Source organism: Yersinia sp. 2540 StPb PI (genome assembly GCF_052217165.1).
In the GTDB taxonomy this organism is placed as follows: Bacteria; Pseudomonadota; Gammaproteobacteria; order Enterobacterales; family Enterobacteriaceae; genus Yersinia; species Yersinia enterocolitica_E.
In genome coordinates this window covers 203,087-218,458 of record NZ_JAZGQC010000001.1, presented here as the reverse complement: position 1 = coordinate 218,458, position 15,372 = coordinate 203,087, and the positions used below count along the sequence as shown (strand labels likewise).

The window sequence follows — 15,372 nt, the reverse complement described above, 5'->3', positions numbered from 1 at the left end:
CGCAGCGGCGTTAGCGGCACTCACTTACCCGAATCACTTACTCATGTAAGCTCATCGGGATGCGTTCATTTGCTGCCTTGCTGCAACGCCAATAACTTTGGGTAAACCCTGCGGTCTTGACGCCGCAGCGGCGTTAGCGGCACTCACTTACCCGAATCACTTGACTGTGTAAGCTCATCGGGATGCGTTCATTTGCTGCCTTGCTGCAACGCCAATAACTTTGGGTAATTAATGTAGCCGCGGCATTAGCGGCTCTCATCCTGAGGCGCTTGCCTGGCATCGGTTTCAGCCTGCAACAAAATCGCTTTCCCCATCCACTGCGTCACATCTTGAATACCCGCATCATCCAAATGCCAAATATCTTTCAGCACCATAAACACTTCTGAGCCATAGATTAACGAGAAAGCATAGATCACCCGTTGCAAGGCTTCCGGTGACAACTTCCCTTCCAGCGGCTCGACAGCCAGCTTCAATAACCGCTTACGGTTACCACGCACCAACTTCTCTTCACTGTTAGGATTGCTGCGGTCAGCCGCCCATTGTTGCAATGACAGATGCAGCGCGGCACGAAGTACACCTTCGTGTTGCAACATGCGTGGATAAGCAAAAGAGAGCAGTTCCGCAATGCGTTGCCGGGCATCTGGTTGGGTAGGCTGCCATGCCAATATCGGCCCAAGGCTTTCATCGACCATGGCAGAAACCAACGCACTTTGCGTCGGGAAATAACGATAAGCCGTAGCGCGCGAGAGTTGCGCCGCATTTGCTACGTCTGTTATCGACGGAAATGTCCCTTGTTCATACATCGACATCGCCGTATCGATCAGTAACCGCCGGGTTCTGGCTTTGATGGTGGTCAGTGATGGAGAGGCGCGCTCCTGTTTATCCTGATTATGCACGGTCACTCCATGGTCAATAACGAGTATCTGCGCTCACTATAACAAACCGACCGCACAAATCGCCATGAATGCATTTCACCTGCAAACTAATTTTGAGACTCCAGTCTCAAAAAACAGCAGTACCCTTTGCGAAAATGATACTCTAGTCTCAATATGATTCTATCTTAACCAACTCGCTTCGTTGTTCGGCTGTAAGTAGAAAATAAACTTCCAATAAAAAGAAGTGAGCTACACGCGCATTCATAGAAGGATGTTCAGATGCCTCGTCATATTTTTATCGCGACTACCACAGATACCAAAGGCGAAGAGCTGACGTATGTCAGTGAATTGATTAAAGCAACCGGGCTAACAACGGTCACGGTGGATTTATCGACTAAAGAAGGTCAACGAGCCAGTGGCGCAGATATCTCTGCCGAGACAGTAGCGGGCTATCACCCGGATGGGCGTCAGGCGGTGTTCTGTGGTGATAGGGGGCGGGCGATAAGTGCAATGGCCGTCGCTTTTGAGCGTTTTATTGCCAGCCGTGATGATGTGGCCGCGTTATTAGGTCTGGGAGGTTCCGGCGGCACCGCGCTGATTACACCGGCGATGCAAAGCTTACCGATTGGTATTCCTAAACTGATGGTATCTACCATGGCTTCTGGTGATGTTTCAGGTTACATCGGTGCCAGTGATATCGCCATGATGTATTCCGTCACCGATATTGCCGGGCTTAACCGTATTTCTCGTCGTGTACTGAGTAATGCGGCTCACCAGATTGCCGGAGCAGTCTATTTCGCCAAAGAAGAGTTACTGGTTGATGATAAACCGGCGCTGGGCTTGACCATGTTTGGTGTGACAACTCCCTGTATTCAGGCCGTCAGTGCCGCATTATCAGACGAATATGACTGTTTGGTATTCCACGCCACAGGTAGCGGCGGCAAAGCCATGGAAAAACTGGCCGAAAGTGGCTTGCTGGCGGGGGCACTTGATCTGACCACCACCGAGGTCTGCGACCTGTTATTTGACGGGGTATTGGCCTGTGGGCCGGAACGCTTCGATGCTATTGCTCACAGCAACATCCCGTATGTCGGCTCTTGCGGTGCATTGGATATGGTCAACTTCGGCAGCCCGGCAACTATTCCGGCTAAATATGCCGATCGCTTGTTCTATAAACATAACGCCCAAGTGACACTGATGCGCACCACCGAGCAAGAGAATATTCAAATGGCACGCTGGATTGGTGAAAAGCTCAATCGTTGTCAGGGTGAAGTGCGCTTCTTAATTCCAGCCGGCGGATTCTCAGCATTGGATGCGCCGGGCCAGCCATTCTGGGATGAAAAAGCGTTGAAAGCCTTTATTGATACGCTGGAAGAGACCGTCATTCAAACTGATAAACGCCGCTTGGTGCACTATCCGTTCAACATCAATGACCCAGAATTTGCCCAGGCCGCAGTAGAAAACTTTAAAGAAATAACAAAGAGCCCATCCCATTAGGGCCATTTTATTCGTGGAGAAACATATGCCAAAATTTCAACGCCAGGCCATTTTAGCCAAATTTCGGGAAATGATTGCCCGCCGTGAGCCGATTATCGGTGGCGGTGCGGGCACAGGGCTGTCAGCTAAATGTGAAGAGGCTGGTGGAATTGATCTTATCGTTATCTATAACTCAGGCCGCTATCGTATGGCGGGGCGTGGGTCGCTGGCAGGTTTGCTGGCCTACGGGAATGCCAATGAAATCGTGGTCGATATGGCCAAAGAAGTGCTGCCGGTAGTCAAAAATACGCCAGTGCTGGCGGGAGTGAATGGTACTGACCCATTCTGTCAGTTCGATCACTTTTTGGACCAATTGAAAGCATTGGGTTTTTCTGGCGTGCAGAACTTCCCAACCGTTGGGTTAATTGACGGTAACTTCCGTGCCAATCTGGAAGAGACCGGCATGGGTTATGGCTTGGAAGTGGATATGATCCGCCTGGCTCACGAAAAAGATTTACTGACCACCCCTTATGTTTTCAGTGCCGCCGATGCGGTTGCCATGACACAAGCGGGTGCTGACATTATTGTGCCACATATGGGGCTGACGACTGGCGGTAACATCGGTGCGGACACGGCACTGAAACTGGCGGACTGTGTGCCTCTGATTAATGACTGGGCTGCGGCGGCAAAAGCGGTACGTGAAGATATCATTGTGCTGTGCCACGGTGGGCCAATTTCCTCACCAGAAGATGCCCAATACATTATGGATAACTGCCCGCAATGTGACGGTTTTTATGGTGCCAGTTCGATGGAACGTCTGCCGACTGAAATTGCACTAACGGACACCACCAAACAGTTTAAAAATATAAAGCGTTGATATTTTGCCAATACCAAAGGGAAAGCCTGTTTTGTGAATTTTGCCGGTTTTTGGCTAAATGAAGATGCAGGATACACAAAACCGAAGTCGATGTTGGCTTCGGTTTTTTTTTGCTTTTTAGCCAGTTCATGCCAAATAGCTGCCGCCAAGATGTGTTATCGCCTGTTGTGTCCGTAACAACTAAAAATAAAGCTCAGCTATTAACTACTTTTAACCGGTTGACAGTCTTTTTCTTCTCGGCGTAACATGCGCGCACTATTCTTGATGAGGACATTCGCCTTGGACACACCCAGTAGATACTGGCTCAATAACCTGTTCATATGGTGCAACTTCTAAGGCTATCCTCATATTTGCTGATAGCCTTCGTGGTTGTCAGCGGCCCCGCTAAGCCGTCGCTGTGAGTCAGATCTCCTTATGGTCTGAAACATAGAGTATTTCTCAATACCTCGCTGTTTCTGTGCTTCAATGCGTTATCCCTATCCATCACCGCAAGGGAGTTTTGGCACATGCTGAGCGCATTTAAATTAAGTAACAATCGCTTATCCCGTTTGGAGCTGGATGAATCAGATGAGTCAGATGATCTGACCTCATCAATTTGGGTCGACTTAGTTGAACCGGAAGAAGGGGAGCGCGAACGCGTCCAGTCTGAGTTAGGGCAAAGCCTGGCGACCCGGCCAGAGTTGGACGACATCGAGGCTTCCGCTCGCTTCTTTGAAGATGAGGATGGCCTGCATATCCACTCCTTCTTCTATTATGAAGATGCTGAAGACCATGCGGGTAACTCAACCGTGGCATTTACCATCCGTGATGGTCGCCTGTATACCCTGCGTGAGCGCGAGTTACCGGCTTTTCGTTTATATCGGATGCGGGCGCGTAACCAAACACTGGTTGATGGCAATGCCTATGAGCTGTTGCTGGATCTGTTCGAAACCAAAATTGAGCAGCTAGCCGATGAAATCGAAAACATTTATAGCGATTTGGAAGCCTTAAGTCGCGTCATTATGGAAGGGCAGCAAGGTGATGAATATGACGCCGCGTTGTCTACCTTAGCGGAACAGGAAGATATCGGCTGGAAAGTGCGCTTGTGTCTGATGGATACCCAGCGAGCACTGAATTTCCTGGTACGTAAAGCCCGCTTGCCGAGTGGTCAACTGGAGCAAGCCCGTGAGGTATTGCGCGATATCGAATCCCTATTGCCACACAATGAATCCCTGTTCCAGAAGGTTAACTTCCTGATGCAGGCAGCAATGGGCTTTATCAATATCGAGCAGAACCGGATTATCAAGATCTTCTCGGTGGTATCGGTGGTGTTCCTGCCGCCAACACTGGTGGCATCCAGCTACGGGATGAACTTTGAGTTTATGCCGGAATTGCGCTGGTCATTTGGCTATCCGGGCGCGATCAGTTTGATGATTATCGCGGGTTTAGCACCGTATCTCTATTTCAAGCGCAAGAACTGGCTCTAACCTAACCTTCGCCCTTGAAGCTGCAGGGGTGTTAGCTGCGTTCACGCACCCGAATCACTTGACTGTGTAAGCTCATCGGGATGAGTTCACTGGCAGCCTACCTGCAACTTCAAGTTCTTTGGTTATCAATATCATAACTCGATGAGTAACCGGGCATGTTTTGTCGGCTTGATATCTAGGCGCGGCGCTTACGTTGGGTGTAGAGCGCATCCAATGTGAACAGCAACAGTGCCGCCCAGATAAAGGCGAAAGTCACCATTTTATCGTTGCCAATGGTTTCGCCGTAGAAGGTTACCGCCAGAATAAACATCAACGTTGGCCCGAGGTATTGGAAAAAGCCCAATGTCGATAGTTTTAAGCGAGTGGCGGCGGCGGTGAAGAACAGTAGCGGGATAGTGGTAATCACCCCGGCTGCTGCCAATAACAGGTTAAGCGACCACGCATTGGTGCTCATGTGGCTGGTTGGGCTATCGGCAATAAAGAACAGATACACCGCTGCTATCGGCAATAGCCACATAGTTTCCACCAGCATGCCGGTTTGGGCATCTATCCCGAGTTTTTTACGAATCAGACCGTATAAAGCAAAGCTTATCGCGAGTCCCAGGGCGATTATCGGTAGCGAGCCAAACTGCCATAATTGAATCAATACCCCGCCGAACGCTAATGCCACCGCAACCCACTGCATGCGACGAAAACGCTCACCCAGAAACAACATGCCGAATAACACATTTACTAGCGGGTTAATGAAATAGCCCAAACTGGCTTCCAGCATATGATTGTGGTTTACCGCCCAGATAAACAACAGCCAGTTACTGGCAATCAACACAGCAGTAACTGCTAGCAATAACAGGCGTTTGCCGTTTCTACAGGCACTGCGTACCTGTGGCCAATTGCGGCTAACAGTTAGCAGGATCAACATAAAGAAAAATGACCAGATAATCCGATGAGTCAAAATTTCATCAGCCGGCACCTGCTGGATGAGCTTGAAATAAGCTGGGGCAATACCCCAAATAAAATAGGCTGCCAGAGCAAATAAAATGCCCTGACGGGTTCGTTGTTTATCCATGGTGTAGCTCGGGACAAGAAAGGAGATGCGGTGAGTGTACTTAACTTCGCGTTACGAATCATCACCGCTGACGGGTAAATCAGCCAACCAGATAAGTTGCCGTTGCGCTAGCGATGTGCATTTGGCTTTCATTATGCAGCTCAACCCGGGCAACCGACACTTTATTGCCACTGCGCAAAATACTGCTGCTGGCAATAAAATGTTTGCCGCGGCCGGGGCGTAGATAGTCAACACGCAGATCGATAGTGCCCATTTTAGCCAGATATATTTGCAATTGTTCTTTAATGAGCGGTTCATGGCGTACCAGGCTATTCCCAACGCACACCAGTCCGGCAGCCACATCCAGCACTGCGGCAATAACGCCACCATGCAAAATTTGTTGTGCAATATTGCCAACTAACTTGTCATTATTATCGAAAGCAATCTCGGCGTAATCTTGCTCGAAACGGGTTAATCGCAGACCAAGCTCACGGTTAAATGGCATGTGATACACAAATACTTCGCCAATCATGCGGCGAGCATCCTCTAACGTTAAAGTTGTTGCTGGCATTTTTCCCTATTCTCTTCTTGGTTGCCGATAAGCAATCATAGTGTAAGTTAACGAATTGTTTATTTTATGCTTCTGCTTTGTTGTTTTCCAGCCGTTAAGCCATAAATATAAACAACACTAATCTCAGATAACATTTGTGTGTAGAATGAGCTGTTTTCATTACAAATAGAAATAATCCGTAAGGTGATGGGGGAATAATGGGAAGATTTTGGCGGATACTGATAGCGCTGTTACTGGTGCCAACGTTGGCACAGGCAGAAGCTGCAACGGTTGAGAAGATTCATGATGCACCTGAGGTGCGTGGTAGTATTATTGCGGCAATGTTGCAGGATCACGATAATCCGTTTCTGCTTTATCCATATGAAACAAACTATCTGTTATATACCTATACCAGTAATATCAATAAAGATGCTATTAGCTCTTATGATTGGGCTGAAAATGCCAAGAGAGATGAAGTTAAATTCCAACTGAGTTTAGGTTTCCCTATTTGGCGTGGTATTGCCGGTGATAACTCATTACTGGGTGCTTCTTATACTCAACGTTCTTGGTGGCAGGCATCCAATAGTGATGAGTCCTCGCCATTCCGCGAAACAAACTATGAACCGCAACTGTTCCTGGCATGGGCAACTGATTACGAGTTGGCGGGCTGGACTTTCCGTGAAGTAGAGTTTGGTTATAACCACCAGTCTAACGGTAAAGCGGATCCAACCTCACGTAGCTGGGACCGTGTTTACACCCGTGTGATGGCACAGCGTGGCAATTTAGAAATTGACTTGAAGCCTTGGTATCGTCTGCCAGAAAGCGACGAGAAAGATGACAACCCGGATATCAATAAATACATGGGTTATTATCGTCTGAAAGTCGGTTATGCCTTGGGTGACAGTGTATTCAGCGTGGATGGCCATTATAACTGGAATACCGGTTATGGCGGCGCAGAAATGGGCTGGAGCTATCCTATCACCAAGCATGTTCGTTTCTATACCCAAGTGTTCAGTGGCTATGGTGAGTCAATGATTGACTATAACTTTAGGCAAACACGGGTGGGTGTGGGTATCATGTTAAACGATGTCCTTTAACGTCATCCGGCGTTAGAAAAGTTTCAGACACAGGCCGGTTAACCGGCCTGTGCAGATCTTATAGTTGGGGAAGAGTGTGTCGACCGCAGCAGTGATAAATAGGGAATTACTGGCAGTGCAGGTATTGCGAGATACTTTCGGCTATCAGCAATTCCGGCCCGGACAACAGGAAATTATCAACGCCACCCTATCAGGGCAAGACTGTCTGGTAGTGATGCCTACCGGTGGTGGTAAGTCCTTGTGTTATCAGATTCCGGCACTGGTGACGGATGGGTTGACGCTGGTAGTCTCTCCGTTGATCTCGCTCATGAAGGATCAGGTCGACCAACTGCTGGCTTACGGCGTTGGTGCGGGGTGCTTAAACTCATCGCAAACGCGTGAACAACAGTTAGCCGTGATGGACGGTTGCCGTAGCGGTCAGATTAAGCTGTTGTATATTGCCCCAGAACGCTTGGTCATGGAGAGTTTCCTCGATCAATTGTATCAGTGGCGGCCGGCTTTATTGGCGGTGGATGAGGCGCACTGTATTTCTCAATGGGGTCATGATTTCCGCCCGGAATATCGTGCTCTAGGCCAGTTAAAGCAACGTTTCCCTGATTTACCGGTTATTGCGCTCACTGCCACGGCGGATGACGCGACGCGGGGGGATATTGTTCGTCTGCTTAATCTGGATCAGCCACTGATTCAAGTCAGCAGTTTTGACCGCCCCAATATCCGTTACACCTTGGTAGAGAAGTTCAAACCGCTCGATCAATTATGGCGTTTTGTGCAAGACCAACGTGGCAAAAGTGGCATTATCTATTGTAACAGCCGGGCAAAAGTGGAAGACACCACCGCCCGTTTGCAGAGCCGTGGCTTAAGTGTGGCGGCCTACCATGCCGGGCTGGATAATGAGCGTCGGGGGCAGGTGCAGGAAGCATTCCAGCGCGATGATCTGCAAGTGGTGGTCGCGACCGTGGCCTTTGGTATGGGGATTAACAAACCCAACGTCCGCTTTGTGGTGCATTTTGATATCCCGCGCACTATCGAGTCTTATTATCAGGAAACCGGCCGTGCCGGACGTGATGGCCTGCCTGCTGAAGCCGTGTTGCTGTACGATCCGGCGGATATGGCGTGGTTACGTCGCTGTCTGGAAGAGAAACCTGCAGGGGCACAGCAAGATATTGAACGGCATAAATTAAATGCTATGGGCGCTTTTGCCGAGGCGCAGACTTGTCGTCGTCTGGTGCTGCTCAACTATTTTGGTGAGGGTAAACAGCAGTCGTGTGGTAACTGTGATATTTGCCTCGATCCGCCGAAGCGCTACGATGGGCTGGCTGATGCACAAAAAGCCCTCTCGTGTGTTTATCGTGTCGGACAGCGGTTTGGTCTGGGGTATATTGTCGAGGTGTTGCGCGGGGCGAATAACCAGCGTATCCGTGAAATGGGTCATGACAAGTTATCAGTGTATGGGATTGGCCGCGAACAAAGCCACGAACACTGGGTCAGTATATTGCGCCAGCTTATCCATCTCGGGTTGCTGAGCCAAAATATCGCAATGTTTTCAGCGTTACAACTGACTGAGGCCGCTCGCCCGATTCTGCGTGCTGAATTGCCGTTACAATTGGCAGTGCCGCGTATTCAGAGCCTGAAAGTGCGCAGTAGCGCTAATCAAAAATCTTATGGCGGCAATTATGATCGCAAGTTGTTCGCCAAATTGCGCAAGTTGCGTAAATCTATCGCTGACGAAGGCAATATTCCGCCTTATGTGGTGTTTAACGATGCTACCTTGCTGGAGATGGCGGAACAGATGCCGATTACTGCCAGCGAGCTGTTGAGCGTCAATGGTGTTGGGCAACGCAAACTGGAGCGTTTTGGCGCGCCGTTTATGGCGATGATCCGCGACCATGTAGACAACAACGACGACTAACCGGTCGCCTTTCGCTAACGCCCCTGCGATTTTCGGTTCGCAGGGTATATGAGAATCTATCATGTTGATGCTATTCCTTACCGTTGCGCTGGTCCATCTGGTTGCATTAATGAGCCCAGGGCCGGATTTCTTTTTTGTCTCGCAAACCGCCGCCAGCCGTTCGCGCCGTGAGGCGATGATGGGGGTGGTCGGGATCTCGCTGGGAATTGTTATCTGGGCTGGTGTGGCGCTGATGGGGTTGAACCTTATCTTGCAGAAAATGGCGTGGTTACATCAGATTATTATGGTCGGTGGTGGGCTATATCTGTGCTGGATGGGGTGGCAACTGCTGAAATCTGCCCGAGCCAAACGTCATGGTAGCGAGGGGGAGGTTCAAGTTGCACTACCCGCCCGTGGTCGGACCTTCCTGCGCGGCTTCCTGACTAATCTGTCGAACCCGAAAGCCGTTATCTATTTTGGCAGTGTGTTCTCACTGTTTGTCGGCGATGACGTCAGTGCGGGTGCGCGCTGGGGCTTGTTCGTGCTGATTGTTGGTGAAACCTTCGTCTGGTTCACTATTGTCGCCTGCGTATTTGCCTTGCCGGTGATGCGCCGTGGCTATCAGCGTTTATCAAAATGGATTGATGGGCTGGCGGGAGTACTGTTTGCCGGTTTTGGTATCCATTTGATCTTATCGCGCTAATTAATGCCCCAACTGGCAGATGATGCCGGTTGGGTAATCATTTGTTTGAATTAGCATTACACTTTTCTGGCGGTTGCCAATAACGCGCCTACCAGCATAAATAAGCCACCAAATATCCGGTTCAGTAATTTCATTTGTTGTGGTGATTTAATCCAGCCAGCAATTCGGGTGGCAAGGGTGGCGTAACCAATCATCACAATAATATCAACCACCACGCTGGTGGTGCCGAGAATCAGATATTGCGCCACTTGCGGTTGATGTGGCAGCACAAATTGTGGGAATAATGCCGCCAGAAAAACGATGCTTTTTGGGTTGGTAAGGTTAACAAACACCGCGCGTTTAAACAGTTTTCGCCGCGGCATACTGTTGGCTAGCGCATGCAGATCCAGCGCACCGGCAGCGCGCCATTGCTGAATCCCAAGCCAGATTAAGTAAGCCGCACCAAGCCATTTTAGTATTTCAAATGCCAGCAAGGATTGTGAAATCAGTGCACCCAACCCCACGCCAACTAATACAATGTGCACGGCTAATCCCAATTGCAGTCCGCAAATTGAGGCTACAACCCCGCGCGTACCGTGGCTGATAGCGGTGCTCATGGTGTTAATGGCCCCAGAACCAGGGGACAGGCTGAGGATCAATGTGGTCAGTAGATAGGTTAACCACCAGTCTAAGGTCATCGGCAAAGCTCCCTGAATGCATAAATTTATGCCACAATACTCTATTGCTAATAGTTGTGCTATGGCTCACAGAACGACTGGGTTTACCAGAATATCAGGTGTATTGAACATTGAGCAATTCCGGTCAAAGGATGTCATCAGTCATGATTTACAAGGTCATGCTATATCGAGCCACGCTATGCCGTTAGACAATAGCTGGTTAATGCGTGAAGAGCAGTTTGCTGCTTTTGTTAACGGGCCGCTGTTAGATTTTTGGCAACAGCGAGATGAGGATGAGTTTATCGGCGTCGATGATATTCCGATTCGCTTTGTCCGCTTTCGTGCACCACAACACACTCGAGTGGTGGTGGTGGTGCCCGGCCGCATTGAAAGTTACGTTAAATATCCTGAAGTGGCTTATGATCTGTTTCAGCAAGGCTATGATGTGATAGTGCTGGATCATCGTGGGCAAGGGCGGTCGGGTCGCTTGCTTGAGGATGGTAACCGTGGTCATGTGATTAAGTTTGATGATTATATTGAGGATTTTGCGCAGTTAGTGCAGCGCGAAATAACTGATAGCCATTATCAGCAGCGATTTGCCCTGGCTCATTCAATGGGGGGGGCAATTCTCACGCGTTATCTGGCCAGAGAACCGGATGTGTTTAATGCGGTAGCATTATGTGCTCCGATGTTTGGTATCCACTTACCGATGCCCGGCTGGCTGGCTCACCGCATTGTCGACTGGGCCGAAAGGTATCAAACGCTGCGCGACTATTATGCTATTGGTACCGGCCAGTGGCGGCCACTGCCCTATCTGGTCAATGTGTTAACCCATAGCCGTGAGCGATATCGCCGCTATTTACGCCAATATGCGGATACACCGGAAATACGTCTTGGTGGGCCAACCTATCATTGGATCCGAGAAAGTCTGCTGGTGGGCGAGCAAATCATCGCGCAAGCAGAAAAGATAACCACGCCGGTTCTATTATTACAAGCCAGTGAGGATCGGGTAGTACATAACCCGGCTCATGATGCTTTTTCTCAGGCAATGACTTTGGCAGGACACCCTTGCGAAGGGGGGCAACCTAAGAGAGTTCAAGGTGCACGCCATGAGATCCTGTTCGAGCGGGACCAGCTTCGTGCCGAGGCGCTGAGCGCCATATTGCGCTTTTTCGCGCAACATCAATCATCAGTCGGCCATTATGGCTCCGACGCCACCAGAGGTTAGAACATACCGCTATGTATCATGTTGTTGCTTCCGATTTAGATGGCACCCTGCTATCACCTGATCATCTTTTAACGCCATATACCAAAGAAACACTCAAGTTGCTGACGCAGCGCGACGTGCATTTTGTGTTTGCCACTGGTCGCCATCATATCGATGTGGCACAAATCCGCGATAGCTTGGAAATCAGTGCCTTTATGATTACCTCCAACGGCGCACGGGTGCACAACACGGCGGGAGAGCTGATTTTTAGTCATAACCTTGATGCAGATATTGCGCGTGATTTGTACAATATTGAGCACCATAACCCGGATATCCTGACCAACGTCTATCTGAACGACGAATGGTTTATGAACCGTGAAAGCCCGGCACAGAAAGAATTTTTCCGTGAGTCGGTATTTAATTATCAGGTATTTGAACCTGCATTACTGCCAACCGATGGTGTGTGTAAGGTTTACTTCACCTGTGAAGATCATGACAAGTTGTTGATTTTAGAAGAAGCCATCAATGCACGTTGGGGCGATCGAGTTAATGTCAGTTTTTCTTTCCCAACCTGTCTGGAAGTGATGGGCGGCGGTGTCTCTAAGGGGCATGCGCTAGATCAAGTTGCCAAAATTATCGGTTATTCACTGAAAGAATGTATCGCTTTTGGTGATGGTATGAATGACCTGGAAATGCTGTCGATGTCTGGCAAAGGCTGCATCATGCGTGATGCGCATCAACGGCTAAAAGACATGTTACCGAATCTGGAAGTGATAGGTTCAAACGCCGATGATGCTGTTCCACACTATTTGCGTAAGATGTTTTTAGGTACAGATAAGTAACTGATTTATAGAAGTAAATGCAACTTGCCGTAAACGAAAAAGTGGCGCATTAAACATAATTGCGCCACTGGTTTATTCCGTTATCTCAGAGCATCAACTTACTGGTGTTGCCCCTGTTTTTGCAGGAACTGCACACCTTGATCCGGGAAGTCAGTAAACACCCCGTCAACCTGTGCTTGATTGTAGATAATATCGAATAGCTGATTGACGTTAGTCGCGTATTTCGGCAGCTTATCCGCACGGATGGTGTATGGGTGAACCATCATATTGTTGGCATGCGCATCTTTGACCATATTGGTCAGCTTGATGTTATCCGGCGTAGAGGTTTCAACCACCAGCATATGGTAGTCAGGGCCGATGCCATCGGCATACTGTGCTACTTGCTTCATCGCTCCTGGCTTGAACATCCAGTCGTAACTGTAATTGACCCATTTGCCATCAGGCTTCTGTTCGTAGGTTTCATTCCAGTCGGTATAAGCCACCAGTTGGACCAGTTTTAGGTCCATACCCATCTTCGGTTCCAGCTCGTTTTTGATGCGCTTTAATTCATTGGCATCAAAGCATTGCAGATAAACTTTATCGCCCTTGGTGGTGTAACCGTACTGTTTCAGTACTTCCAACACCTTGGTTGAGATGTCTTTCCCTTCTTGTTTATGGAACCACGGTGCTTTTATTTCTGGGTAAATCCCAACGTTTTTACCGGTCGAATGATTCAAACCTTGAACAAATTCAATCTCCTCCTGGAAGGTATGTACACGGAAGTCAGATTTGCCCATCGGGAAACGGCCCGGATAGCTCTGCACTTTCTTACCGTCTTTATCAATATCAAAGCCTTCGGTAAATTTCAGTGATTTAATTTCTGGTAGCGTAAAGTCAATGGCGTAATAGCGGCCATCTTTGCGTGCGCGATCGGGGAAGCGCTCAGCCACATCGGTCACGCGATCCAGATAATGGTCGTGCAGAACCACCAACTCATTATCTTTGGTCATCACCAAATCTTGTTCAAGATAATCCGCACCTTGCGCGTAGGCCATGGCTTTAGCGGGCAGTGAATGCTCCGGCAGATAACCACTGGCACCACGGTGTGCGATGACAACTTTGCTTGCCGACGGTTTGGTGACTACTGATGACTGCTCGGCGGCCTGCGCCATACCGGTAACTGAGGATGCCAGAATAATACTCGCCAACAGGGTTTTGATGTGGGTTTGCATTGATAGTGCTCCATTTATCAATCTCAGGGTATGAAAAAGGCTATGTCGCTATAAATCCATCAATAACGACACAGCCTGAAAAAACGTAACTAGATGAACTTATAAGCCCTGTTTTCTAGCCAGCTCTGCGTGATGCTTTTTCTCACTAAACATCACAACGATCAGTAACAGAACAGCCAAGATACTGCCGCCGATCATGACCATAAAGCCGCCGTCCCAACCGAAGTAGTCCACGGTATAACCGACGATGGCACTCGCTGCTACCGAGCCGCCCAGATAACCGAACAAGCCGGTGAAGCCCGCGGCGGTCCCTGCTGCTTTTTTCGGTGCTAATTCAAGCGCATGTAAGCCAATCAACATTACCGGGCCATAGATCAGGAAGCCGATGGTGATCATACAGGCCATATCGATACCTGGGTTACCGACCGGGTTCAGCCAGTAAATGATGGTAGCGATAGTCACCAGAGTCATAAAGAACACACCGGTAGCCCCGCGGTTACCTCTAAACACTTTGTCGGACATCCAACCGCACAACAGCGTCCCTGGAATACCAGCGTATTCATACAGGAAATAAGCCCATGAGGATTTATCCAGTGCGAAGTGTTTCACTTCTTTCAGGTAGGTCGGTGACCAGTCGAGGATGCCGTAACGCAGTAAATAAACAAAAACGTTAGCAATCGCGATATACCACAACAGTTTGTTGGGCAATATGTATTGCATGAAGATCTGTTTAGCAGTCAGTTCTTCTTCTGCTTCTTCGCTGTAGTCATCTGGATAGTCGTTTTTGTACTCTTCAATCGGCGGCAAGCCCACGGATTGAGGGGTATCACGCATCAGACCAAAGACAATCAATGCCACCAGAATGGCACCAAAAGCAGGCATGTAGAGTGCGGCTTTCCAGTCGTTAAACCACGCCATCCCCAGCAGGAACAGTAATGGTGGTAAGCCACCACCGACGTTATGGGCGCAGTTCCAGACTGACACGATACTGCCGCGTTCCTTCTTCGACCACCAGTGCACCATGGTACGGCCACATGGCGGCCAACCCATACCCTGGAACCAGCCACATAAGAACAGCAGCACGAACATCACGGCGATACTGGATGTTGCCCAAGGCACAAAGCCCATAAACAGCATCACGGCGGCGGCGAGAATCAAACCGGCAGAGAGGAATACCCGTGGGTTAGACCGGTCAGAAACCGAACCCATGATGAATTTTGAGAAACCGTAGGCAATAGAAATACCCGATAACGCGAACCCCAGATCCCCGCGAGAGAACCCTTGTTCGATCAAATACGGCATGGCGAGAGTAAAGTTTTTACGCACCAGATAGTAAGCGGCGTAACCGAAAAAGATGCCCATAAAGATTTGCCAGCGTAGGCGGCGGTAGGTGGGATCAATCTGTTCTGCTGGAAGCCGGGCCTGATGCGGCGCGGGCTTAAAAATACTCAACATGAGTGCCTCCGATGGCTTTTTTGT

The 15,372-nt window shown here is 49.3% G+C and carries 14 protein-coding genes; 8 read left to right on the top strand and 6 right to left on the bottom strand.

All coding sequences use genetic code 11. The annotated features are described in order from the left end of the window. Window positions 1-245: 245 nt before the first annotated feature. On the bottom strand, window positions 246-896 hold the full coding sequence (locus V1956_RS00970) for a TetR/AcrR family transcriptional regulator (RefSeq protein WP_372560067.1): 651 nt from the start codon (window positions 894-896) through the stop codon (window positions 246-248). 258 nt (window positions 897-1,154) lie between these two features. Here V1956_RS00970 and V1956_RS00965 point away from each other — a divergent pair, with 258 nt between their 5' ends. The 3 genes from V1956_RS00965 (at window position 1,155) to corA (ending at window position 4,694) form a co-directional block, all read left to right on the top strand. Then, entirely contained in the window at window positions 1,155-2,372 is a 1,218-nt protein-coding gene (locus V1956_RS00965; RefSeq protein WP_420074256.1) for a Tm-1-like ATP-binding domain-containing protein, read from the top strand. A gap of 25 nt (window positions 2,373-2,397) precedes the next feature. Next, window positions 2,398-3,228 (top strand): phosphoenolpyruvate hydrolase family protein, encoded by an 831-nt coding sequence (locus tag V1956_RS00960; RefSeq protein WP_083161917.1) that lies wholly within the window; start codon window positions 2,398-2,400, stop codon window positions 3,226-3,228. Between the two features lie 506 nt (window positions 3,229-3,734). After that, window positions 3,735-4,694, top strand: a complete 960-nt coding sequence (gene corA, locus V1956_RS00955) for a magnesium/cobalt transporter CorA (protein ID WP_005188027.1) — start codon at window positions 3,735-3,737, stop codon at window positions 4,692-4,694. Window positions 4,695-4,869: 175 nt separating this feature from the next. On the opposite strand, the gene rarD is transcribed toward corA, so the two are convergent. After that, window positions 4,870-5,760 (bottom strand): EamA family transporter RarD, encoded by an 891-nt coding sequence (gene rarD / locus V1956_RS00950; RefSeq protein ID WP_083161919.1) that lies wholly within the window; start codon window positions 5,758-5,760, stop codon window positions 4,870-4,872. Window positions 5,761-5,839: 79 nt separating this feature from the next. Continuing rightward, window positions 5,840-6,310 carry a thioesterase family protein gene (locus V1956_RS00945; RefSeq protein WP_372560065.1) on the bottom strand — a complete coding sequence of 157 codons (471 nt, stop codon included), beginning with the start codon at window positions 6,308-6,310 and terminating at the stop codon, window positions 5,840-5,842. Between the two features lie 197 nt (window positions 6,311-6,507). On the opposite strand from V1956_RS00945, the gene pldA reads away from it, so the two are divergent. From pldA to rhtC, 3 genes are all read left to right on the top strand, one after another. Next, on the top strand, window positions 6,508-7,386 hold the full coding sequence (gene pldA / locus V1956_RS00940; RefSeq protein ID WP_083161924.1) for a phospholipase A: 879 nt from the start codon (window positions 6,508-6,510) through the stop codon (window positions 7,384-7,386). Between the two features lie 76 nt (window positions 7,387-7,462). Next, window positions 7,463-9,295 (top strand): ATP-dependent DNA helicase RecQ, encoded by a 1,833-nt coding sequence (recQ, locus tag V1956_RS00935; protein WP_372560064.1) that lies wholly within the window; start codon window positions 7,463-7,465, stop codon window positions 9,293-9,295. Window positions 9,296-9,356: 61 nt separating this feature from the next. Continuing rightward, entirely contained in the window at window positions 9,357-9,977 is a 621-nt protein-coding gene (gene rhtC / locus V1956_RS00930) for a threonine export protein RhtC (RefSeq protein ID WP_372560063.1), read from the top strand. Window positions 9,978-10,033: 56 nt separating this feature from the next. On the opposite strand, the gene rhtB is transcribed toward rhtC, so the two are convergent. After that, on the bottom strand, window positions 10,034-10,654 hold the full coding sequence (gene rhtB, locus V1956_RS00925; RefSeq protein WP_005188003.1) for a homoserine/homoserine lactone efflux protein: 621 nt from the start codon (window positions 10,652-10,654) through the stop codon (window positions 10,034-10,036). A gap of 178 nt (window positions 10,655-10,832) precedes the next feature. Here rhtB and pldB point away from each other — a divergent pair, with 178 nt between their 5' ends. Together pldB and yigL are read left to right on the top strand one after the other, a co-directional pair. After that, window positions 10,833-11,861, top strand: a complete 1,029-nt coding sequence (gene pldB, locus V1956_RS00920; protein WP_442825771.1) for a lysophospholipase L2 — start codon at window positions 10,833-10,835, stop codon at window positions 11,859-11,861. An 11-nt stretch (window positions 11,862-11,872) separates the two neighbouring features. Further along, window positions 11,873-12,682 carry a sugar/pyridoxal phosphate phosphatase YigL gene (gene yigL, locus V1956_RS00915; RefSeq protein ID WP_372560061.1) on the top strand — a complete coding sequence of 270 codons (810 nt, stop codon included), beginning with the start codon at window positions 11,873-11,875 and terminating at the stop codon, window positions 12,680-12,682. 98 nt (window positions 12,683-12,780) lie between these two features. Here yigL and glpQ read toward each other — a convergent pair whose 3' ends face one another. Continuing rightward, window positions 12,781-13,893 (bottom strand): glycerophosphodiester phosphodiesterase, encoded by a 1,113-nt coding sequence (glpQ, locus tag V1956_RS00910; protein WP_372560060.1) that lies wholly within the window; start codon window positions 13,891-13,893, stop codon window positions 12,781-12,783. 99 nt (window positions 13,894-13,992) lie between these two features. Next, window positions 13,993-15,348, bottom strand: coding sequence for a glycerol-3-phosphate transporter (gene glpT, locus V1956_RS00905; RefSeq protein WP_005187993.1), 1,356 nt, complete (start codon window positions 15,346-15,348; stop codon window positions 13,993-13,995). Window positions 15,349-15,372 lie beyond the last annotated feature (24 nt).